The organism is Tardiphaga sp. 768_D3_N2_1, assembly GCF_052076105.1.
Taxonomy (GTDB): Bacteria; Pseudomonadota; Alphaproteobacteria; order Rhizobiales; family Xanthobacteraceae; genus Tardiphaga.
On the sequence record NZ_CP197245.1, the window covers coordinates 1,431,953 to 1,454,099 of the forward strand.

Sequence of the window (22,147 nt, forward strand, 5' to 3'; positions counted from 1 at the left end):
ATAGTGAGCTGCGTATCTGCGCAGCTTGCTGATGCTGGTCTACTCTTCGAGAGCAAGTCCGCGATCTCGAATCGCGGGATGCGCAACTGCGAATGGTGTCCTGCCATATGGCGGTGACAAGAATGCGCTTCCAGCAACTGTCCCATTTCGGAATTTGCACGCGACGGGCGGCCGTGAAGCGGCGGTTCGCGCGGCTGTCGATATCGGCTCGCGAAAGCAAATGCTGACGCTCGTCTAATATTGGCGCGGGTGCTGGTGGTTGTGAGCTGATTTCGTTGTTCGGTGCGATATGAGAAGCCGTTTCTCCAAGTATAAAATAAGTCGTTTTTCCGTATATTTTTTTAGTTCTACAATAGATACGCCCATATCTGTGGATTTTTGCGGGCATTCCCAAAAATAGACTGTGTAAACGTAGTATTACTTTCGAACGATTTACATTTATTAATGCGATGTTTCATTTTTGAACTTAACCAATGCAACGGAAACGCTTCAAATTTGACAGGTATTCATTGACGTCTATGCGTTCTTAAGAATATTTTAACCCTCGCACGACTTGGACGTTTTTCGGTCCGATCAGCTTGAGGTTGTAGTCATGAACGCTCCCGTATTGCTCGCTCAACTCGCCGGTTCCACCACGCAGACGACGCCGTCTCCGAAGAACCTGAAGCTCGAGAAGCCGCAGAACGGGCAAGCCGTTTCAGTCCATCTCGACGGCAATACGAAACTCGATTTTGCTGACATCGCGAGCGAGAAGCTGACCTTCGTGAAGGTCGGCGAAAAGCTGATCATCCTCTTCGACAACCAGTCGACGGTGACCGTCGATCCGGTGTTCGACTCGATGGGCAAGCCGCTCACCGATCTCGCTTTCGACATGGGTTCGGATCGCACGCTGACAGGCGAGCAGTTCGCGCAAACATTTCCGATCACCACCGATCAGTCCGTTCTGCCTGCAGCCGGCGGAGCAACTGGCCCGACGGGCGGTGCGAATTTCGGTGATGCATCCGTTCAGGCGCTTGGTGCTTCGGGTGCGCGCCTCGGTCTGCTGGCGGGCGAGGACGGTGGCAGCGGCTTCGACAATCTGGACGATGGAACGCCTAACCCGTCGCCGATTCCCGGCGGCGTGACGGCCGTCACGCTGAACGAAGACGGCTTTGCGGAAGGCAATCCCGGTGGTGCGGGCGATTCCGGTGGCATCGCTACGTCGGTCACGGGATCGTTGAACGTTGATTTCGGCACCGATTTTGTGAACCGCAGTTTCGCGTTCTCGCTTAATCAACCGACGCTGGCGGGCCTGACCTCGGACGGCCAGGCGGTGCAACTTGCATTCACCACCGTGAACGGTCAGCCGGTGATGATCGGCTATGTCGGCGGCGATTTCACCGTGGCTGCCAATCAGGTCTTCACGGTGTCGCTCGACGCGTCGTCGCTGCAGGGCAGCTACACCTTCACGCTGCTGCGCCCGCTCGATCATCCGATTCATGGCACCGAAGATACGATCAATCTCTCGATCAATGTGATCGCCACGGACGGCAGCGGTGACACCGCGCCCGTAACGATCTCGATTGGCATCAATGACGATACGCCGGTTATCGGCACGCCTGCGGACGCCGCGCTGACGGATCCGCTGTCCGGCAATCCGGCGACGCAGACGGGCTCGCTGGGAATCTCCTGGGGCGCCGACCGCTACAACGATCATGTTGATGGCGGCGTTTCCCCAACCACCGGCGGAACGGGTGATCGTTCGGTCGTGTTTGCCAATACGCAGGTGACGGCCACAGGCGACGGCACGACGGCGATCGGCACGCTGACGTCACATGGCGAGACGGTTCATTACGTATTGCTGGAAAACGGGACCGCGCTTGTCGGTTACACTGGCGATACGGCTCCGACGACGCTCCCGAGCGGCGAGGTTTCCAGCAATATTGTCTTCGTTGTGACGCTGTCCGACGCCAGCAATAGCGGCAGCTACGTCGTTACCCAATATCGTTCGCTCGATCACGATCAGGGCACGACCACGTTCCAGACGATCGACCTGGCTTTCAATTTCACGGCGACAGACAGTGATGGCGATACGGTCAACGGCACGCTGCATGCGGTAATCACGGATACGGTGACGGTCGTGACCGCCCCGGCCGACGACAGCACCCTGAGCGAAGGTAACGGCCAAATGCCGCCGAGCGAAGGCGGCGAGGAGATGCCCTCCTTGCTGGTGGTCGGCGGTTCATTTACGCCGAAAGACACGGGCAACGTGTCGCTACACATCGATTGGCGTTCCGACAATCAGAATCCGACTGCCGCTGGCGGCGCACATGATCGCTCGGTCATATTCACCCCAGCGACACAAACCGCTCTCGAAAGCCTCGGCCTGACCTCCGATGGTGCGACGATCATCTACACGATCTCCGCGGATGGCACTTTGCTGACGGCGACGACTGCGGCCACTGAAGGCCATAGCGCGCGCACGATCTTTACCGTGCAGTTGTCCGACAGCGGAAATGGCAGCTACGACTTCACCTTGCTGGACAATCTGGACCATCGGGGCAGTTCTGGAAGCAGTCAGGCGCTGACATTCGGTTTCATTGCAACCGATAGCGATGGCGACTCGACGGCTCCCGCGAATTTCACGGTCAACATTACCGACGATGTGCCGACGGCAGGTGGAATCGAGACTCGGACTCTGTCCGAGCAGACGCAGAACGGCCAGACGAATGATTTTGTCTCGACCTCGCTCGATAATGTTTCGCTGAATATCAATTGGGGCGCCGACGATGTGAACAACAACGGCGCGTCGATCGACCGGAAGGTCGCTTTCACGACCGCTGCAGCACCGTCCGGGCTCACCTCCAATGGTGAGACCATTACCTATACGCTATCCGAAAACGGAACGCTGTTGACCGCCGCGGCAGGTGACCGCGTGATTTTCACCGTAAAGCTGTCGGACGTCGATAGCGGCACCTACACATTCAAACTGCTGGATAATATCGATCACGTCGGAAACAATGGCGCGTCGATCGCGCTTGGTTTCAACTTCACGGCGACGGATGCCGACGGCGACCCGGTCAATTCGTCTTTCACGGTCAATGTCACCGACGACGTGCCGTCGACCGGCGAAATCGCCGGCCAGACCCTCTTCGAAAGCACGTCGACCGAGAGCTCCAACGCATTTATCGCGAAGGCCTTGAACGGCATCTCGCTCAATGTTGACTGGAATTCCGACGATGCCAACGCAGGCGGCACGAATGATCGCAGCGTCGCCTTCACTACCAGCTCGGCACCGTCGGGACTGACCTCGAACGGCGTGTCCATCGTCTACACACTGTCCGAAGACGGCACCTTGCTGACGGCGACTGCCGGCGCGCGCACGGTGTTCACCGTGAAGCTCTCCGACACTGGCAACGGCACCTATACTTTCAATCTGCTCGACAACCTGGATCACACCGGCGCGAACGGCGCCAGCCTGCCGCTGACCTTCTCGTTCACGGCGACCGACAGCGATGGCGATACCACGTCGCCGTCGTCGTTCACGGTGACTGTCACCGACGACGTGCCGAGCATCGGCTCCCCGGAAACGGCGACCGTCGTTGAGAGCACCAGCGCCTCGTCGTCGAATGCCTTCATCTCCGCGACCGCAACCGGCTCACTCGCCGTGGACTGGAATTCGGATGACAACAACCAGGTGTCGGGACCGGGAGCGAACGATCGCTCGGTGGCCTTCACTGCCGCGACGCTGACGAGCCTGAACGCGCTGCATCTGACCTCGAACGGCACGTCGCTGACCTTCAGCCTGTCGGATAACGGCCAGTTGCTGACGGCCAAGGCAGGCGGCACGACGGTCTTCACCGTTCAGCTGTCTGATACGGCCAACGGCACCTATACGTTCAAGCTGCTCGACAATCTCGATCACGCCTCAGGCAATGACAAGAATGACCTGGCGCTGACCTTCGGCTTCACCGCGACCGACAGCGATGGCGACACCACGGCGCCTGCCAGCTTCACTGTGCATGTGACCGACGATGTGCCGGTGGCAGGCGTGGGCGATACGCGCGGCGTGGACGAAGACGACCTCTTGAGCGGGACGTCGCCGAACCTCTTCGACCTGCAGGTCGGCGGCCGGCTGAACATCGATTGGAACTCCGACGATCACGATGGTGGGAATATCGCCAACCGTTCGGTGTCGTTCGAGCACACGACCGCTGCGGACAATGTCGCGGTGCGCGATGCCAATAATAATCTGGTGAACCTGACATCCGACGGAGCAGCCGTCCACTATGCTATTATTGGTGGGGAGCTCGTCGCCTATACCGGCAACAACCCGTTCTTCAACCGTGTGTTCGTCGTCTCGCTCGACGATGACAATACCGGCTCGTACACCTTCACACTGCTCGGACATGTCGATCATCCGACCGCAGATGGCCAGAACACGCTGACCTTCACGTTCGACTATACGGCGACTGACTCGGACGGCGACAAGAGCAGCAGCGTATTCAGCGTCACGGTCAAGGATGACGTGCCGACGATCGGCAACACGGAGTCGGAATCCGTTCGTGAAGACAGTCTCCCGACCACGTTCTATGACACGACATTCCCGGATGCGCCGAACTCGACCGTTCAGCTCGGCGATCTCAACATCAACTGGGGCGCCGACAACAATAATTCGGGCACCACGAACAACCGCTCGGTCATCTTCACGACCGCAGCCGGCGCCACTGGTCTGACCTCGGACGGCACCGCGATCGTCTATTCGATCTCCGCCGATGGCACGGTGCTGACCGCAAAGGCCGGCAGCCGCACGGTCTTCACCATCGAACTGTCCGATAGCAGCGATGGCAGCTACAAGTTCACGCTGTTCGACAATATCGATCACGCTGCGTCCGGTCCGAACGACGACAGCATGACTCTGTCCTTCGGCATCAAGGCGACCGACTCCGACGGCGACTCTGCGACGGCCTCTTTCGCTGTCACTATCGTCGATGATGCGCCTGAGGCGCATACCGGCGACAGCCGGACCATCAACGAAAACGACCTCTCGAACGGCACTTCGCCGAACGCATCGGGTCTGACCGCGACCGGTGATCTCAACATCTCATGGGGGTCGGACGACGCGAATCCGACCAGCGGTGGCGGGCTCGGCGATCGCGCCGTGGGCTTCCGTTTCAGCTCGGCGGCAGACAATGTCGACGCCGAGAACAGCTTTGGCCAGAATCTGACGCTCCGCTCGGACGGCCAGACGGTTCAGTACGCCTTCGACGGCAAGACGCTAGTCGGTTACATCGGCGCCAACCTGGCGAGCGGCACGCGTATTTTCGAAGTGACGCTCAGCGATGCCAATGACGGCTCGTATACGTTCAAGCTGCTGGGCAATCTCGATCACCCGGCCGGCAGCGGCGCCAATATCGTCAACCTGACCTTCAGCTACACCGCGACGGATGGTGATGGCGATACCAGCAGCAGCGTCTTCACGGTGACCATCCGCGACGACGTGCCGGAAATCGGCGCGCCGGTTGCCTCGACCCTGACGGAAGACACGACCGGAGCGGCCGGGTCCGAGACATTCGTGACCCAGACTTCGTTGAACAAGTCGCTCAACATCAATTGGGGGGCGGACGACAACAACAGCGGCACTGCAAACCGTTCGGTCGCGTTCTCTTCATCCATCGACACCGGCGACAGCGTGCACACCACGGGCTCCGGAAGTCCCGTGCTGAAGTCAAACGGTGTGACCGTTCAGTTCCTGCGGGTCTCCGATACGGAGATCTGGGGCATCGCCAACGACAATGGCGGCCAGCTGACGCTCAACGATCGCAAGGTGTTCCACATCACGCTGTCCGATTCGGGCAACGGCACCTACACATTCGAGCTGCTGGATAATATCGATCACGTGGGATCGGGGCAGGGCAGTGCGCTGTCACTGCAGCTTGGCTTTGTCGCTACAGATGCGGACGGCGACACCGACAGCAGCAGCTTCACGGTTACGATCAACGATGATAACGGCCGGCCGTCCATCGGAACGGCGGAAGCGGTCTCGGTCGATGAAGATGGGCTGATGGGCGGCAACACCCAGCCCGCCACCGGCGATCTGCCGGGCGCTGCGACGTCGGCGACTGGATCGCTTGCCATCTCCTGGGGAGCGGACGACAACAATTCCGGCTCGGCCGATCGTTCGGTTGCGTTCACCGGCATCACCAATGGCCAGAATGCATCGTCCAGCGCCGGTTTGCTGACCGTCGATGGCGTGCAGGTCAAGCTGTGGGTCGTCGGCGATACGGTCTATGGCTATACCGGCAACAACCCGCCAAATGGCTCGACGCCGCCCTCGGCCGGCAGCCAGGTGTTCACGGTCTCGCTCAGCGATCTCGGCGCGGGCAGCTACACGTTCAACCTGCTCAAGCATCTCGATCACCCGGCGGGTAACAACGAGAACGATATCAGCCTCAGCTTCGGCTATCGGGCCACGGATTCCGACGGCGATGTCACCGCGTCATCGACCTTCACGGTCACCGTCAATGACGACGCGCCGGTCACGACAGGTGCGATCACCGCGTCGAAGACGCTGGACGACGATTCATTCCTCGGCGGCAATGCCGGCGGCACCGGCGATGTCACCGATGCCACCTCGGCAACCGGCGCAGCCAGTGCGCTGTTCTCGGCCGGCGCGGACGGCTTCAAGAGCGTGGTGCTAAATGCGACCACGTCCTTCAGCGCGATCTACAAGGATGCCAACGGCTTTGCGCTGCAGGAATCCGTCTCCTGGGGATCGCCGAGCGTTTCCAATGGTGTCACCACCTGGACCGCAGTGGGGTCGGTCAGCGGCCTCACGGTGGCCACGCTGGCGATCGGTTCGAACGGTTCCTACACATTCACGACGTTCAAGCCATTGGTGCATCCGACGGCCGGGACCACGGAAGAAGATCTGTCGCTGACCTTCAACTACACCGTGACGGACGCCGACAACGACCCGGCCACCGGCTCGCTGACGGTCAAGGTCAATGACGACACACCGGTGTCGAAGGGCACCGTGACGGCTGCGACGACGCTCGACGACGAAGCGCAGACGCTGTTCCCAGCCAACACCGCAACGGTGACTGGCGATGTCTCCACGGACGTCAAGACGGTCTCCGGCGCTGCCGGCAGCCTGTTCACTGCAGGCGCAGACGGCGTGAAATCGATTGCGATGACGTCGGCAACCTTCGGCGTCATCTACAAGGACGCCAACGGTTTCGCGCAGACCGAGACCGCGACCTGGGGCTCGCCGGTGGTGGGCGCCAATGGTGTCACCACCTGGACGGCAACCAGCGCGCATTACGGCTCGGCCGCCGTGCTTGTCATCAATGCCGACGGTTCCTACAGCGTCACCGTCAACGCACCGGTCGTCCATCCCACCAACAGCGCGACGGAAGAGAACAAGGCGCTGACCTTCAACATCACCGTCACCGACGGCGATGGCGATACGGCGACCGGTTCGCTGACCGTCAATGTCAATGATGACACCGTCGTTCTCGGGACCGCCGTGGCCGGCTTCGTCGATGAAGGAAATCTGGCGGGCGGCAACAAGAATGACGGCTATCCGGGCGATCTGACGGCAGCCCAGGGCGACAACGGCACGCGTTCCACATCCGGTTCGCTGGCGATCGCCTTTGGCGCCGACGGCAAGGCTGCGACCGTCACCGGCGGCACCTCGACGCAGACATTTACGTTCAGTGGCACCAGCACGCTGACCGCAGATCTGATCGTCACCCAGGGCACGGTCAATCATCCGTCCGCCTCGGGCATCGTGTTCGGCGGTCTCAACAATCCGATCATCATCAATGCCAATGACAGCTTGCCGTTCAAGCTGGATGCGATCGATCTCGGACTGTCGGGCGCTGCAACGACGCCGACCGTCATCCTGAAGGGCTACGATTCCAACAACAATCTCGTCGCGACCTACACGTTGAGCGTGGCCAATGTGGCAGCGCTCACCTCTGGCACGCCTACGCATTTCGATGCCACGGGAACGCCGTTTGCGAACGTGCTGATCGACAGGCTCGAAATCTATACCGGTAGCGGCTTCAGCGGTTACGTGATGGCCGACAATCTGGTCGTCACGCAGAACACCGCCAGCGGCCCGGTCGTGCTCGATGCCGCCGTCACCTTCACAGACCACTCGAACGGACTGGCCAACCTCGTCGTCAAGGACGCCAACGGCCACGACGTGACCGCGTCGCTGACGTCGAACGGTCAGGCCGTTCATTATGCGATGATCGATGCCGTGACCCTTGTCGGCTACACCGGCGCCACCGCGCCGACGTCGCTGACCGACCCGCGCGTCGTGTTCTCGGCCGTTCTGTCGAGCGCCTCGGCGAACGGTTCCTACACCTTCACGCAGGTCGCAAACCTCGATCATCCGATCGCGGGCCAGGAGGACGATCTCACCTTCACCTTCAACTTTACTGCCAAGGACGGTGACGGTGACAAGGCGAATGGACATTTCACGGTCACCGTCGATGACGACGCGCCGGTGGCGACCGCTGCCGTGCTGACCGGTGCGGTCTATGAAAACGAACTGAGCACCGCTACCGGCGATCTGTCGACGGGCACTCAGGCCGGAAACGCCGACAACAAGAATGGTGACGCGGGTACCGACGATTCGATCCTCGTCGGGAATCTGTCCTCGCTCGTTTCAATGGGCGCGGATTCGGCCGGTAGCTTTGTGGTTGAGACCACGAATCTGTCCGCATCGCTGACGTCGCTGACCTCGGGCGGCGTTGCGCTGACCTATACGGTGGTTGGCAACACGCTGATCGCCTGGGCTGGTACGAACCAGATCTTCACCTTCGCGGTCGATGCGACGACCGGCGCTTATACGTTCACGCTCAAGGGGCAGATCGATCACGTTGCGAATTACGTGATCGATAATGCCTCGATCCCGGTCGCGGCGATTGACCAGCCCGGCGAAATCTATGCGGTCGCGGCGATCAACGGCAATCCTCGTGCTTTTGAAGGCCGCTTGCCGGACGGCGATGTCATCATCAGCGTCACGAACAGCGGAAACACGGCCGTCAACTGGGTTCTGCATAGCACTGGCGGCGGCACCGATTATCCGCTGTCGATTGCTGCAAACACGACGATCTTTATCAACGTTGGACAAATCTCGACGCCGCCCAACGCGCATTTCGAACTGACCGGACCGAGTGCCCCGAACGGGCAGACGACGGTGAATTCGGGTCATCAGGATATCGTCGCTACCGGCGGAACAGATGCGCTTGCGCTCGATCTGTCTTCGGCGGTGACTGTGCGCGATGGCGACGGTGATACCGTTGCGCTGCACGACCAGCTCACTGTGACCATCACCGACGATGCTCCCGTGATCGTCAGCTCCGCGGTGGTTGGAACCGTCGACGAGACCAATACGCCCCTGGTGCAGGTCGCTTATGGCAGCCTGAAAGTCAGCATCGGCGCGGACAAGATCGGCGCGCATATGGACTTTGCGACGTACGGCAACGGCACGCCGCAGCATCCGGCCAGCCTGTCCTCGGATGGCGTGGGGCTCAACTACGTGCTGCGCACAACCGAATATGGCGAGAAGCAGCTCGTCGCCTTCAAGTTTGGCGACACGGTCGACAATCCCGTCTTCATCGTGGCGCTCAGCTCGCCCTCGAATCCGACCTATATCTTCACGCTATTCCAGAATCTCGATCACGCCCCCAATTCGAACACGATGGATCTGGCCTTCACGATCCGCGTGACCGACGGGGACGGCGACTATGTGGATCAGACGATCCACGTCAACGTGACGGATTCGGTCCCGACCATTCCGGCGACGACGGTTCAGCGCGCGGACGTCCAGGACGATGCGCTGGTCAACGGCAATCCCGAGGCCGGCGATACGGCGACCGCGTCGGGTACGCTCAGCTTCAACTACGGTGCAGACAGCAACGGCCATCTGTCCTGGGTCAGCGCGACCTTGCCGAACGGCGGGTTCTCAAGCGTTGTCAACGGCAACGTTTTCGAAATCTACCAGCTGCAGAACAGCGTGAACGTGAAGGTCTTCACGGTCACCCTCAATCCGACCACCGGCGAATATCAGGTGCAGCAGCTCGCAGCCGTCCATCATCCGGACGGCGCCGGCGAACTCGGTGAGACCTTCAATCTCACCTATCGCGTGACCGACGGTGACGGCGATTACGTGGACGGCTCGCTCAGCGTGGTGGTCGGCGACGACGTGCCGGTGATCATTGGCAACGCGACGCAGGTCAATCTGCTCAGCAATGGCGATTTCTCGGGCGGCAGCGCCTGGCACGACGCGTCGTACGGCGCCTGGGCGACCGAAGCGACCGGCTGGAAGATCTCCGGCACGGTACCCGGCCAGACGGGTGTTCAGCTCGAGCGCGTCCCAAGCGGCTATTTCGGGGTTGTGACGTCGAATGGCGAGCCGATGGTCGACCTCGGTGCAACGCCGGGCAACATCGCAATCTCCCAGACCCTGACCGGTCTGACGGTCGGCCAGCACTATACGCTGAGCTTCGAAATCGGCACCTACGATCCGTCGTCCTCAGGACTCCAGGTCTATTGGAACGGGCAGCTCGTCGGCACCTATGCGCCGGGCTCGACCATGGCCATCCAGACGCTCGACCTCATCGCGGCGGGCGGTCCGAATACCGTCACCTTCAAGGAAGTCGGCAACGCATCGGACAACACCGGCACCTATCTGGCGAATGTCAGCCTGGTTCAGGCGTCGTCGACGTCGCTGCCGCTCTTCCACGCGGATATCGGCGAGGATGGCTCGTCCGTCGTGTCGCTGGTCAGCGGGACCAACTACCGCTTCGGTGCCGATGGCCCGGGCTCGGTGGCGTTCGACACCGTCCATGCCACCATTTCCACCCCGACCGGCACCCTGATCGGCGTGCCGTCGATGTCCTACGACCCGGTCACCGGCAAGGTGACGGTCAATCCGGGCTGGGGCTTCAACGGCCTGAGCGAAGGCGAGATCGCAACCCTGTCGGTGCCGTTCACGGTCACGGACTCGGATGGCGATACCAAGACCGGAATCTATCAGTTCACGATCCACGGCACGAACGATGCCGTGAGGACGTCGGAAGGCTTCCCTGATGCAGGGACGATGACCGAATATGCGGAGACCGATCCGCGCGCCGGCTCTTCGACTGATCGCGTCGAATTCGATGCACCTCCCGGATATGGCGGTCTCAACGGTGGCGGCTTCTGGATCTATGACGACCAGGGCGATACCCATACGCTGACCGTGACGCCGCAGGCCGCCGGTTATCTTGGGCATCTCACCGCAGTCGTCTCGGAAGAGACGGTGAACGACGGTGCAGGCTTCGTTAACTGGCAGTATCACGTCACCGATGCCGACCTGAATCCGCTGGCGCAAGGCGAAACCAAGATCGAGAAGTTCACGATCACGGTCGCCGATGGTCATGGCAGCACCACCTCGCGCGAGATCACCGTCACGCTGGTCGGCACCAACGACTCGCCGGTGATCACGACTTCGTCGGCTTCGGCCATCGTGTTCGAGAACGGCGATCTCGATGCAGTCGGGGCTGATCAGGCCGCGAACTTCCACTTCGAACCGAACGTCAATGTCGATACGTTCCTGCAGACGCATCTCGTCAGCGGCGTCAATATGGCGACCCTTCTGACGCAGGTTCAGGCAGCCATCGGTCCGCAGGCGAGCCTTGCGGACGCGATTGCCACGGTCTGGGACTACATCGACGACAACGGCAGCTACTACAACAATCTGCTGAACGAGATGTCGGCCCGGCTCGGTGTCGAATATGCCAAGTATCTCGAGGCAGGCGGCAAGCCGCTGCTGGATGTCATCGCGAAGTATGTTGCTGATGGCGATAGTGACGGCATCGCGGATCGTCTGCAGAGCCTGCACGACAACCTGCTGGGTAACCTGCATGGCCCGTCGCTGATCGATAAGCTGCTGGGCGCAGGTCAGGGGTCGAATCCGAACCCGGTTCCTGGTGTCTATGCAGATATCGTCAACCTGCTATCGAACGCCGGCCTTTCAGATCTGCTGTCGCGTCCGATCTACGGCGGCTACGAGACCGATACGAATACGTCGCTGGCCTGGGACCAGCAGCATGGTCTGGTGCCGGTCGCGGCCGGTCAGCTGGCGGCGACGGATGTCGATCACGGTGCAGTACTGACCTGGTCGGGCACGACGACGACGGCCTTTGGCACGTTCACGATCAGCGCGAGCGGTGCCTGGACCTACACGCTGAACCAGAGCGGTGAGGCGGACAAGCTTGCGGAAGGCGAGACGAAGGTCGAGACCTTCACGGCGACGGTGACGGATGAGTTCGGTGCAACCGACACCATTCCGGTCACGATCACCATCAAGGGCGCCAATGACGCGCCGGTCGTCGATCTGAGCGGTCCAGCCACCGCCGGCAACGATGTCTCGGTCGGCGCCGTCGAGCAGATGGCGCAGTGGATCTTCAACAGCGCCACGATCACCGATGTCGATTCCTCGACGATGCATTCCATGAAGGTGACCTTGACCAGCCAGCCCGACGGGCTCGGCCTCGAAGGTCTGTCATTGAATATGACTGCAACCAATGCCCTGACAGCAGCCGGTCTGACCTATAGCTACGATGCCGCGACCGGCGTTCTGACCATCACCGGCGACGCGTCGACGGCGACCTATCAGACCATTCTGCGCGGCGTCGTCTATCAGTATACGGGCGATGCACCGAGCACGGGCGATCGGACTGTCACGGTCGTCGTCAATGACGGTCTCGACAGCAGCATCTCGCATACGGGGACAGTTCATATCGCCCCGATGAACGATCCGCCGGTTCTCGGCGGCACGCTGTCGGCCAATGTGGTCGAGGGTGGCACTCACGTTCTCACTGCAAGCGAACTCGGTTATACCGATCCGGACAACACCTCGAGCGAGGTCGTGTTCCGTGTGTCCAACGTGCAGCACGGCGTCATCACGAATGGCGGCGCTCCGGCGACGTCGTTCACGGCCGCCGAGCTTGCCGCCGGCCTGATCAAGTTCACCCATGACGGGTCGGACGATGCGCCGACGACCTTCCAGGTCGCTGTCGAGGACGGCAACCAGGATGGCTCGACGCCGGTTCCGGGCACCTTCACCTTCACGGTGCTGGGCGTCAACGACGCGCCGGTCAACACGCTGCCTGCCGGCTCTCTCACGGTGAACGAGGATACCCCGCTCGCCATCACCGGTCTGTCGATCAGCGACAGCGATGCCGGCAGTTCGACGATGACGACGACTCTGTCGGTCACCAGCGGCACGATCACCGTGCTGGGCGGATCGGGCGTCACCGTCACCAATAACGGCACGGGATCGGTCACGCTTTCGGGCAGCCAGGCCGACATCAATGCCGCGCTGGCCCAGAACAACGGCGTCGTCTACCAGGACGCGCTCAACCACAATGGCGGCGTCGACCTCACGGTCACCACCTCCGACCTCGGCCATAGTGGTTCGGGCGGCACCCTGACCGACACCGATACCATCCACATCAACGTCACCCCGGTGAACGACGCTCCGGTGATCGTGGGCTATACCTCCGGTGCAGGCGCTGGAGAGGATGCTGCGATGTATCCCCCAGTAAAATACATTGGGAACATGGCAGTTTCCGATCCGGATGGCGGCCCGCCGATCGGACAACTCGTCGGCACGGCCATCTCCGTGAGCAGCGGTTCGCTGACAACCGCTCAGCAAGACGCCATCACGGCCGCGCTGATCACTGGAAAGTTTGCTTTCACCGACGTCACCACGGATGCGAACGGCAACAAGGTGGTCAATTGGGAACTGACCGCGCCGGGCGCAGTCAATCTCGACTTCCTCGCAGCAGGCCAGAATCTGACCGTCACTTTCAACATGGCGGTCAGCGACGGAATGGCGACGTCGAGTACTGTGAGCTATAATATTGTCTTCGCGGGTACCAACGATGCGCCGGTCGCTGTCGCAAATAGTGTTGCCGTGAATGAGGATGCCACCGTATCGGCAACGACCTATGCGACCGGCGTTCTCGGCAACGACAGCGATGTCGATAGCGGTGATACCCTCAATGTATCGGCTATCCTGGCAGGCACTTCGGGCACCGCAGTCGCCGTCAGCAGTGATCTGTCCAGCCCGACCGTGATTGCCGGCACCTACGGCAGTCTCACGATCAAGGCCGACGGTACGTTCCAGTATTCGCCCAACAACAGCGCTGCGCAGTCGCTGGCTGCGGGCGCGCATGCCACGGATGTCTTCACCTATACGGTGGTTGATTCACACGGCGCGAGCACGACCAGCACGTTGACGATGAACATCACTGGCGTGAACGATGTTCCGCACCTCAACTACGTCTCCAGCTCAATGACGGAAGATGCTGGTTCGAAGGTGTTCGATGTTCTCGGCAATGGTAACGCCACGCTGGATCCTGACAGCGGTGCCCCGAACAACGTGACGCTCGGCACGGTCACCGTGTATGGCGGCAGCGGATATCAGATCGATGCCAGTGACGTTGAAGTCACCTGGACCACGGGTGGCATTCAGGTCAAGCTGATCGGCGATGACTGGAACAAGCTGCCGACGGCCGCGCAGCTCGTGGTCAGCGTTGGCTATACGCTGCACGGCGATCAGCCGACCGATCTGGCCAATCAGTCGCTCGATGTGACGGTGACCGGCGTCAATGACGCGCCGGTGCTGGATGCGAGCAAGACGCCTTTCATGAGTGTCGGTGAGGGAGCAGGAGTGCCGTCGGGCGCCGTCGGCAGCCTCGTGTCCGCTCTGATCGGAATCGGCAACTACAGCGACGTTGACGGCACGGGCAGCGGCATTGCCGTCACCGGTGCGGGCAATACCCATGGTACCTGGTATTATTCGCTCAACGGGGGCAGCAGTTGGGTTGCGGTCGGCGCGGTATCGGACACTCAGTCCCTACTGCTGACCTCCACGGCGCGCGTCTACTTCAAGCCGGCTGCAGGCTACACGGGCACTGCCGACGAACTGACCTTCCGTGGATGGGACGCCCTCGCCGGCGAGGGCGGGAAGGTCGACACCACGAGCAATGGCGGCACGACGCATTACTCGGCAGCCTCCGATACGGTCAGCGTCACGGTGGCCAGCGCAAATCATGCGCCAGATCTCGTCAACGGCACTTACGGTGGCACGGTGACGGGGCAGGTGCATGCTTTGCCGGCCAGCGCGCTGGTCAACGGCAGCTTCGAGTCCGGGGGGACGGGATGGACTGTCGCAAGCCAGGAAGGTGGAGCGAGCTTCTCGTCGAACTTCCCGGCTGATGGCTCGGGGAACTTCACCGCCAATTCGTTCGGCCAGGCCACAGGCATCAAGACGCAATTGACGCAGGTCGTCGATACGCTTCCGGGCCTCCAATACACCTTGTCGTTCCAGGTGCTTTCGGTGTCGCTGACCCCGGGTGCCCACGTCTATGTAAACTGGAATGGCGTTCAGGTCCTGGCCGTTGCGACGGCTCAAGCTTCAGGCAGCTATCACACCTTCACCGCCACGGTCACGGGAACAGGACACGACACCCTTCAGTTCGGTGTCGATGATCCGAACAACAATCCCGCAACATTCGATTCCTGGCGGTTCGATGCGGTTTCGCTGACGCCGGCTGCACATTACGAATCCACGTCGGGAACGATCGCTTTCACCGACCTGGATGCCGCCGATACCCATTCGGTGACGGTGTCGACGCCGGTGGGCAGCAACTATATCGGCACTTTCGTGCCGACGGTCGATGACGTGACTCATCAGGTCAAGTGGACCTTCTACGCCAGCGACACCGATCTTCAGGCGATGACCAGCAGCACTGCCAATCAGACCTACACCATCAAGATCAGCGACGGTCACGGCGGGTTCGATACGCAGGACGTGACGGTGACGGTTGCCAAGCATGTCGACGCGGCGCCGGTCATCACCTCGTCGGCACAGACCGGCTCCGTGACCGAGGACGCCTCGATCGGTGTCGTCAATCTTGTCCAGAATCCAACTTTCGAACTGCCCGACATCTTTAATCCCGTGCTGACGCCGTGGACCGTCAGTGGCGCAGGGCAAGTGCACATCAATGGCAGCGGCGCGAACGGTAGCGTTGATGCGGCTTACCTCGATCAAAACACGACGCTCAGCCAGACCATCACGACGCAGATCGGAACGACCTATACGATCGACTTCTTCCTGCACAATTACGGCACGCCGTTCAGCGTCAACATCAACGGAACACCGGTCTGGACAACGAGCAACGTCGTCTCGAGTTGGACGGAATATTCGGTGACGTTCACTGCGACGTCGACATCGACCGTGTTGTCCTTCGCCACCACGGGCGTAAACGGCGCCGATATTGATGAAGTCTCGGTCCAGGCGGGAACCAAGCACATCGTCGCGGGGATCGAAACGAACGCGGGAACGATCACCTACACCGACGCCGACTTAGGTGACACCCACACTGTGGCGGCAAGCGGGCCGACGTTCACATGGTCGGGTGGCTCGCTGTCGCAGGCCCAGATCGACGCATTGACGAACGCCAGTTCGCTGACGCTGAACGCGACGGACAGCGCGGGGACCGGACAGGGATCGGTTGCTTGGAAGCACAGCATCGCCGACAGCGCGATCCAGTTCCTGAACGCAGGCCAGACCTTGACCGAGACCTATACGGTCACGATCGATGACGGCCAGGGTGGCACCACGTCCCAGCAGGTGACAATCACGATCAACGGCACCAACGAGCCGGTCGCGCCGACGGGCCAAACAGGTACACTCGCTATTACCGAAGACGTGACGCGCGTCCTGACGCTGAGCGACTTCGGCTACAGCGATGCCGACGGCGACGCGATGGCGAGCGTCAAGATCAGCTCGATATCGATCACCAACGGCAAGCTGTTGTACGGCACCTCCCAGGTGACCAACAATCAGGTCATCTCCGCGGCCGATATTCTTGCCGGCATGCTGTCTTTTGCGCCTGCTGACGACCTCCGGAGCGGCAACAGCACCAATGGAACGTTCGCCTTCAAGGTCACCGACAGCAGCGGCATGACTGATGCCACGTCGCGGACGATGACTTTGGCTATCGGGGCGGATCAGTTCGACGCAGCAACTTCGAGCAGCGGTGGCACCACCGTGACGGCGGCGGCACTGAATTCGGGATTTGGCTCATACAGCGAGAGTGGCGGAAGCGGTGACATCTTCCGCATCACCACGAGCGGGGCCACGACCTATACGAACCTGAACTTCCTGCGCAGCGACAACAATCTGGAGGTTGGCTGGTCCGCCAGTGGCGGTACCGGATACGCGACGCTGCTCAATCAGTACGGAAACAGCAATCAGTTCTTCGAGACATTCCACTTCCAGAATGGCGGCTCCTACGCCGGCTATACATTGGCAGGGACGTCAAGTGGCGGCGCCTACACGTTGTTGTCGGGGCTGACGTCCAACAGCGGCTTGAACCTCATCATCGCCGGCACTGAAGGCAACGACACCATCAGCACCATCAATGGCACGGGCAACAACCTGTTGTTCGGCAATGGTGGCAGCGACACCATCACCGGCGGCTCGGGCAACGATCTGATTGTTGGCGGCCTCGGGAATGATACGCTTGGTGGCTGGTCAGGAAATGACACCTACGTGTTTGGCCTGACCGACGGCAACGATACCATTAGCGAATTCACCGGCACCGATCGCATCGTCATCAAGACCGGCGGTGCGGCGATGTCTGGCCTGTTCGCCTACGACAACAATGCCACCAGCAGTCTCGGAGATCTGGTGATCCAGTATAATGGCCAGCAGATCACCGTTCAGAATCATTTCTTCATGAACGGGTACGAGGTCGAGGCCATCAACTTCGACGGCGGGTCGGTGTACGGCTATGCCCTCGGAAGTAATGACTACGCGATCCCGACCGGTGTCGCGGCGGATCCATTCGAAGTCGGTGGCTACCGAACCATATCGATTGCGTCGGGCAATAACTTCATCTCCGGCGAAATCGATACGGCGAACAAGATCACCGGCGGCAGTGGCAATGATCTGATCTTTGGCGGTGACCAGGGCGATATCCTCGCCGGCGGCAACGGCAATAATCTGATCGTTGGCGGCAAGGGCAACGACACGCTGGGCGCCGGCACCGGTAATGACGTCTACGCTTTCGGCATGACTGACGGCACCGATACGATTACGGATACCAGCGGAACCGATGCAATCTTCATCGCGACCCGTGGTGCCGCGATGTCGATGCTCACTGCAACCGACAACAACAATGGCAACAGCCACGGCGATCTGGTGATCCAGTACAATGGACAGCAGGTCACGGTGGTGAACCATTTCGACGGCGGTGCGTCGGGAGCCAATTCGGTCGAATCGATCGCATTCGATGGCGGCTCGGTCTACGGCTACGATCTTGGTACCGCTTCCTACGCCATTAGCAATCTGGACCCGAACAATGCCGGTGGTGCCCGTACCGTCGACCTTTCTGCGACATCGGTAAACAACTTCATCGCGGGCGAGGATGGCACCTCCAACGTTATCACTGGTGGCAGTGCCAAGGATCTGATCTTCGGCGGCAGCCAGAACGACACACTGTCAGGCGGTGCCGGCAACGATCTGATCCAGGGCGGAGCCGGAGACGATATCTTGATGGGCGGACTTGGTAACGACGTCTTGCGGGGCGGCTCGGGAGCCGACACGTTCAAGTTCGGCGCGGGTCACATTGGTGCGGCTAACCTCGATTCGATCCTCGATTTCAGCAATGCTGAAGGCGACAAGATCGACATATCGGGCTTGCTCGATAGCATTGCCGGCGTGCAGGCGGATGGATCGAACATCAATAGCTACGTTCATCTGGCGCAAAGCGGGAATAACGTTGTCGTGCAGGTCGACACGACCGGAACCGGCAATTTCTCGGGCACATCGCATGATGTCGCGACACTGGTCGGCTACGGCACCAGTAATGCAGACATCGTGAACATGGTGTTCAAGAACACCGATCATACGATGACTGCGTAAGACGTCGGCTGGGCCGGTGGTCTGGCCGTCCTCTCGACGCAGAAAAAAGAAAGCCCCCGAAGATCGGGGGCTTTCTGTTTTAGGCCGACGGACCTTGCGGGACGCCGTAACCCGTCGTCCTAGATCTTCTGTCCCTGCGGCGCCTTCGGCAATGCCGGCACCATACCGCCGGTCCCGCCCACATCGATCCTGATCCGCTGCACTTCGGTGCGGCCCGCCGGATACTTCACCTCGATGGTCACTTCATCGCTGCCGACGAAATCGGCCTTCGATTGATAGAAGGCGATGAAGCCCGGCACTTCGAGCGCGAGGCACTGCTTGTAATTGGTGGCGCTGACCTTGCCGCGCTTGATGCTGATGGTGCCGTTCGCGGGCGGGGTCACCATGCGCAGGGCGGGCAGGGTGCCCGAGGTGCAGTCGGGCTGCACATTCAGATAGACGCCGACCTGGAAATTGCGCGCCGATGGTCCGCGCACATTGCGTTCGACGACCTTCGGGGTATCGGGCGTGGGGGGCGGTGCTTGCGGTGTAGCGGCTGCGGGAGGCGGTGTTTGCGCAAACGCGGAGGTTGCGTGGCTGGAACTGGCGATTGCTAGCGACGCGGCAAGACCGGTCGCGATGGCATGTCGGCGAAACATGGAATCACTCTGATGTCGGCACGCGATCGAGACGATCCGCCCGCATTGAGGATGCCGTAAAAGCGCTGCAATATCAATCGATCACAAGCAATCCAGAGCCTCATGGATCGATTCGGTCCGAACCGGCCGCAGGGTGTAATTCTTTGAATCAAAACGTGTTTGGGTAGCTTTTGCAGGGCAATCGCCACATCTGTGGCGGGCATGCTAGGAGACTCCCGGCGCCGGTATGGTGAATCGCCGCGTGCGCGCCTTTAAGAATTCTGAGGTTTGTTGATGGTGTCGAAAGAAAGTTCCGCAGCGAAGGATGCTGCTCGCACGCTGCGTGTCGGCGTGGTGGGCGCAGGTGTCATGGGCACCAATCATGGCCGTGTGCTGGCCGGGCTGCCGGGCATCGAAATGGTCGGCATCGTCGATCCCATGCTCGAACATCGCACCCGCGCCGAGAAACTGATCGGCTGCAAGACCTTTGCCGATCTGGACGGGTTGCTGGCCGCCGGCGTCGATGCGGTGACCATTGCAGCACCGACTCACCTGCATCATGAAGTTGCGCTGGCCTGCATCGCCCGGGGTATCCATGTCCTGGTCGAGAAGCCGGTGGCATCGACCGTGGAAGAGGGACGCGAGATCGTCGAGGCTGCGCGCAAGGCCAAGGTCACGCTGATGATCGGCCATGTCGAGCGTTTCAATCCGGCGGTCGCCACCATCAAGAAGGCGATCGAGGGTGAGGACATTCTCTCCATCGGCATTACGCGCGTTGGCCCGTTTCCGCCGCGCATGTCCAATGTCGGCGTTGTCATCGATCTCGCCGTGCATGACATCGACCTGATCTGCTGGTTCACCGAGAGCGACATCGTCGAGGTGCAGCCGCAGCTTGCCTCCGCCATCGCCGAGCGCGAGGACATCGCGCTGCTGCAGTTCCGCACGGCATCCGGCGTGCTCGCCCATATCAACACCAACTGGCTGACACCGTTCAAGGCGCGCACCGTCACGGTGGCGACGCGCGGCAAATATGTGATGGGCGATCTGCTGACACGGCAGGTCACCGAATGTTTCGGCTTCCAGACCGATGGCAGCTATTCGATGCGCCATCTGCCCGTCGGGCAGGACGAGCCGCTGCGCGCCGAACTCCTGGCGTTTCTCGATGCGGTGCGGACCGGCGGCGTGCCGGCCGTGACTGGCGAAGAGGGCGTCGCCTCGCTCGAAATCGCCATCCAGTGCCTTGAAGCGCCGAAGACGCGCACAGCCACAGCGACGCGTCCGGCACCCCGCAAGGTAGTTGGCTAACGCAAGCGCGACCCGGCGCATGCATGCGCCGGCGTCCACTATCCAGACCTCAACACGACTTTCTGCAGGCCCAGCATCATGAACCAGCACACGCGCATCGACCCTGTTCCCTTCATCGATCTTGGCGCCCAGCGCCAACGGTTGGGGTCGTCGATCGACGAGGCGGTCACCCGCGTGCTCAATCACTGCCAGTTCATCAACGGGCCCGAAGTCGCCAAGCTCGAGGCTGAGCTCGCCAATTATTGCGGCGCCAAGCATGTCATCAGCTGCGCCAGCGGCACAGACGCGCTGATGATGGTGCTGATGGCGAAGAAAGTCGGCCCCGGCGATGCGGTGCTGTGCCCGTCCTTCACCTTCTGCGCCACCGGCGAGGCTGTGGCGCTGGTCGGCGCGTCGCCCGTGTTTGTCGAAGTCGACGAAGTCACTTTCAATATCAGCCCAGAGTCTGTGAAGCGCGGCATTGCCGCGGCCAGGAAGGCCGGCCTCAAGCCCCGGGCAATCATCCCGGTCGATCTGTTCGGCCAGCCCGCCGATCTCGACGCGATCACGGCGATTGCGGAGGCTGAGGGCCTGTTCGTGCTGGAAGATGCCGCGCAGGCATTCGGTGCCACTTATAAAGGCAAGCGTATCGGCACCTCGGCGCTCGCCACCACCACCAGCTTCTTCCCGGCCAAGCCGCTCGGCTGCTTCGGCGACGGCGGCGCGATCTTCACCGATGACGACCAGCTCGCCGAGGACCTGCGTAGCATCCGCATCCACGGCCAGGGCTCCGACAAATACGACAATGTCCGTTTGGGCATCACCGGCCGCCTCGACACGATCCAGGCTGCGGTGCTGCTGGAAAAGCTGAAGATCTTCGACGACGAAGTGGCCGCCCGCAACAAAGTAGCCGACCGCTACGCCCGCAGTCTCGGTAATCTCGTCACCGTGCCACGAGTCGCCGAAGGCAACACGTCGATCTGGGCCTGCTACACGATCCGACTGCCCAAGGGCACTGACCGCGACGCGTTTGCCAACGCGCTGAAGGCGCAGGGCATTCCATCAGCGATCTATTACGCGAAGTCGATGCATATGCAGACGGCCTATAAGGATTATCCGGTCGTCGATGGCGGCCTGCCGGTCTGCGAGGCGCTGTCGGCCGATGTCATCAGTCTGCCGGTTCATGCCTATCTCGACGAAGCCACCCAGGATCGTGTCATCCAGGCTGTGCGCGACGCGCTTGCGACCTGATTTGGCCGTTTTG

General features: G+C 61.0%; 4 protein-coding genes. 3 read left to right on the top strand and 1 reads right to left on the bottom strand.

Translation table 11 applies throughout. The features are described from left to right. Window positions 1–592 precede the first annotated feature (592 nt). On the top strand, window positions 593–18,982 hold the full coding sequence (locus AB8A27_RS06540) for a T1SS-143 repeat domain-containing protein (protein ID WP_441241213.1): 18,390 nt from the start codon (window positions 593–595) through the stop codon (window positions 18,980–18,982). Between the two features lie 119 nt (window positions 18,983–19,101). On the opposite strand, the gene AB8A27_RS06545 is transcribed toward AB8A27_RS06540, so the two are convergent. Then, the gene (locus AB8A27_RS06545) at window positions 19,102–19,620 is read right to left on the bottom strand and encodes a hypothetical protein (RefSeq protein WP_441241214.1); all 519 of its coding nucleotides are present in this window, start codon (window positions 19,618–19,620) and stop codon (window positions 19,102–19,104) included. A 273-nt stretch (window positions 19,621–19,893) separates the two neighbouring features. On the opposite strand from AB8A27_RS06545, the gene AB8A27_RS06550 reads away from it, so the two are divergent. Beyond that, complete coding sequence (locus AB8A27_RS06550; RefSeq protein ID WP_441241215.1) at window positions 19,894–20,904, top strand: Gfo/Idh/MocA family protein; 1,011 nt, start codon at window positions 19,894–19,896, stop codon at window positions 20,902–20,904. A 78-nt stretch (window positions 20,905–20,982) separates the two neighbouring features. Further along, window positions 20,983–22,134 carry a DegT/DnrJ/EryC1/StrS family aminotransferase gene (locus tag AB8A27_RS06555; protein ID WP_441241216.1) on the top strand — a complete coding sequence of 384 codons (1,152 nt, stop codon included), beginning with the start codon at window positions 20,983–20,985 and terminating at the stop codon, window positions 22,132–22,134. Window positions 22,135–22,147 lie beyond the last annotated feature (13 nt).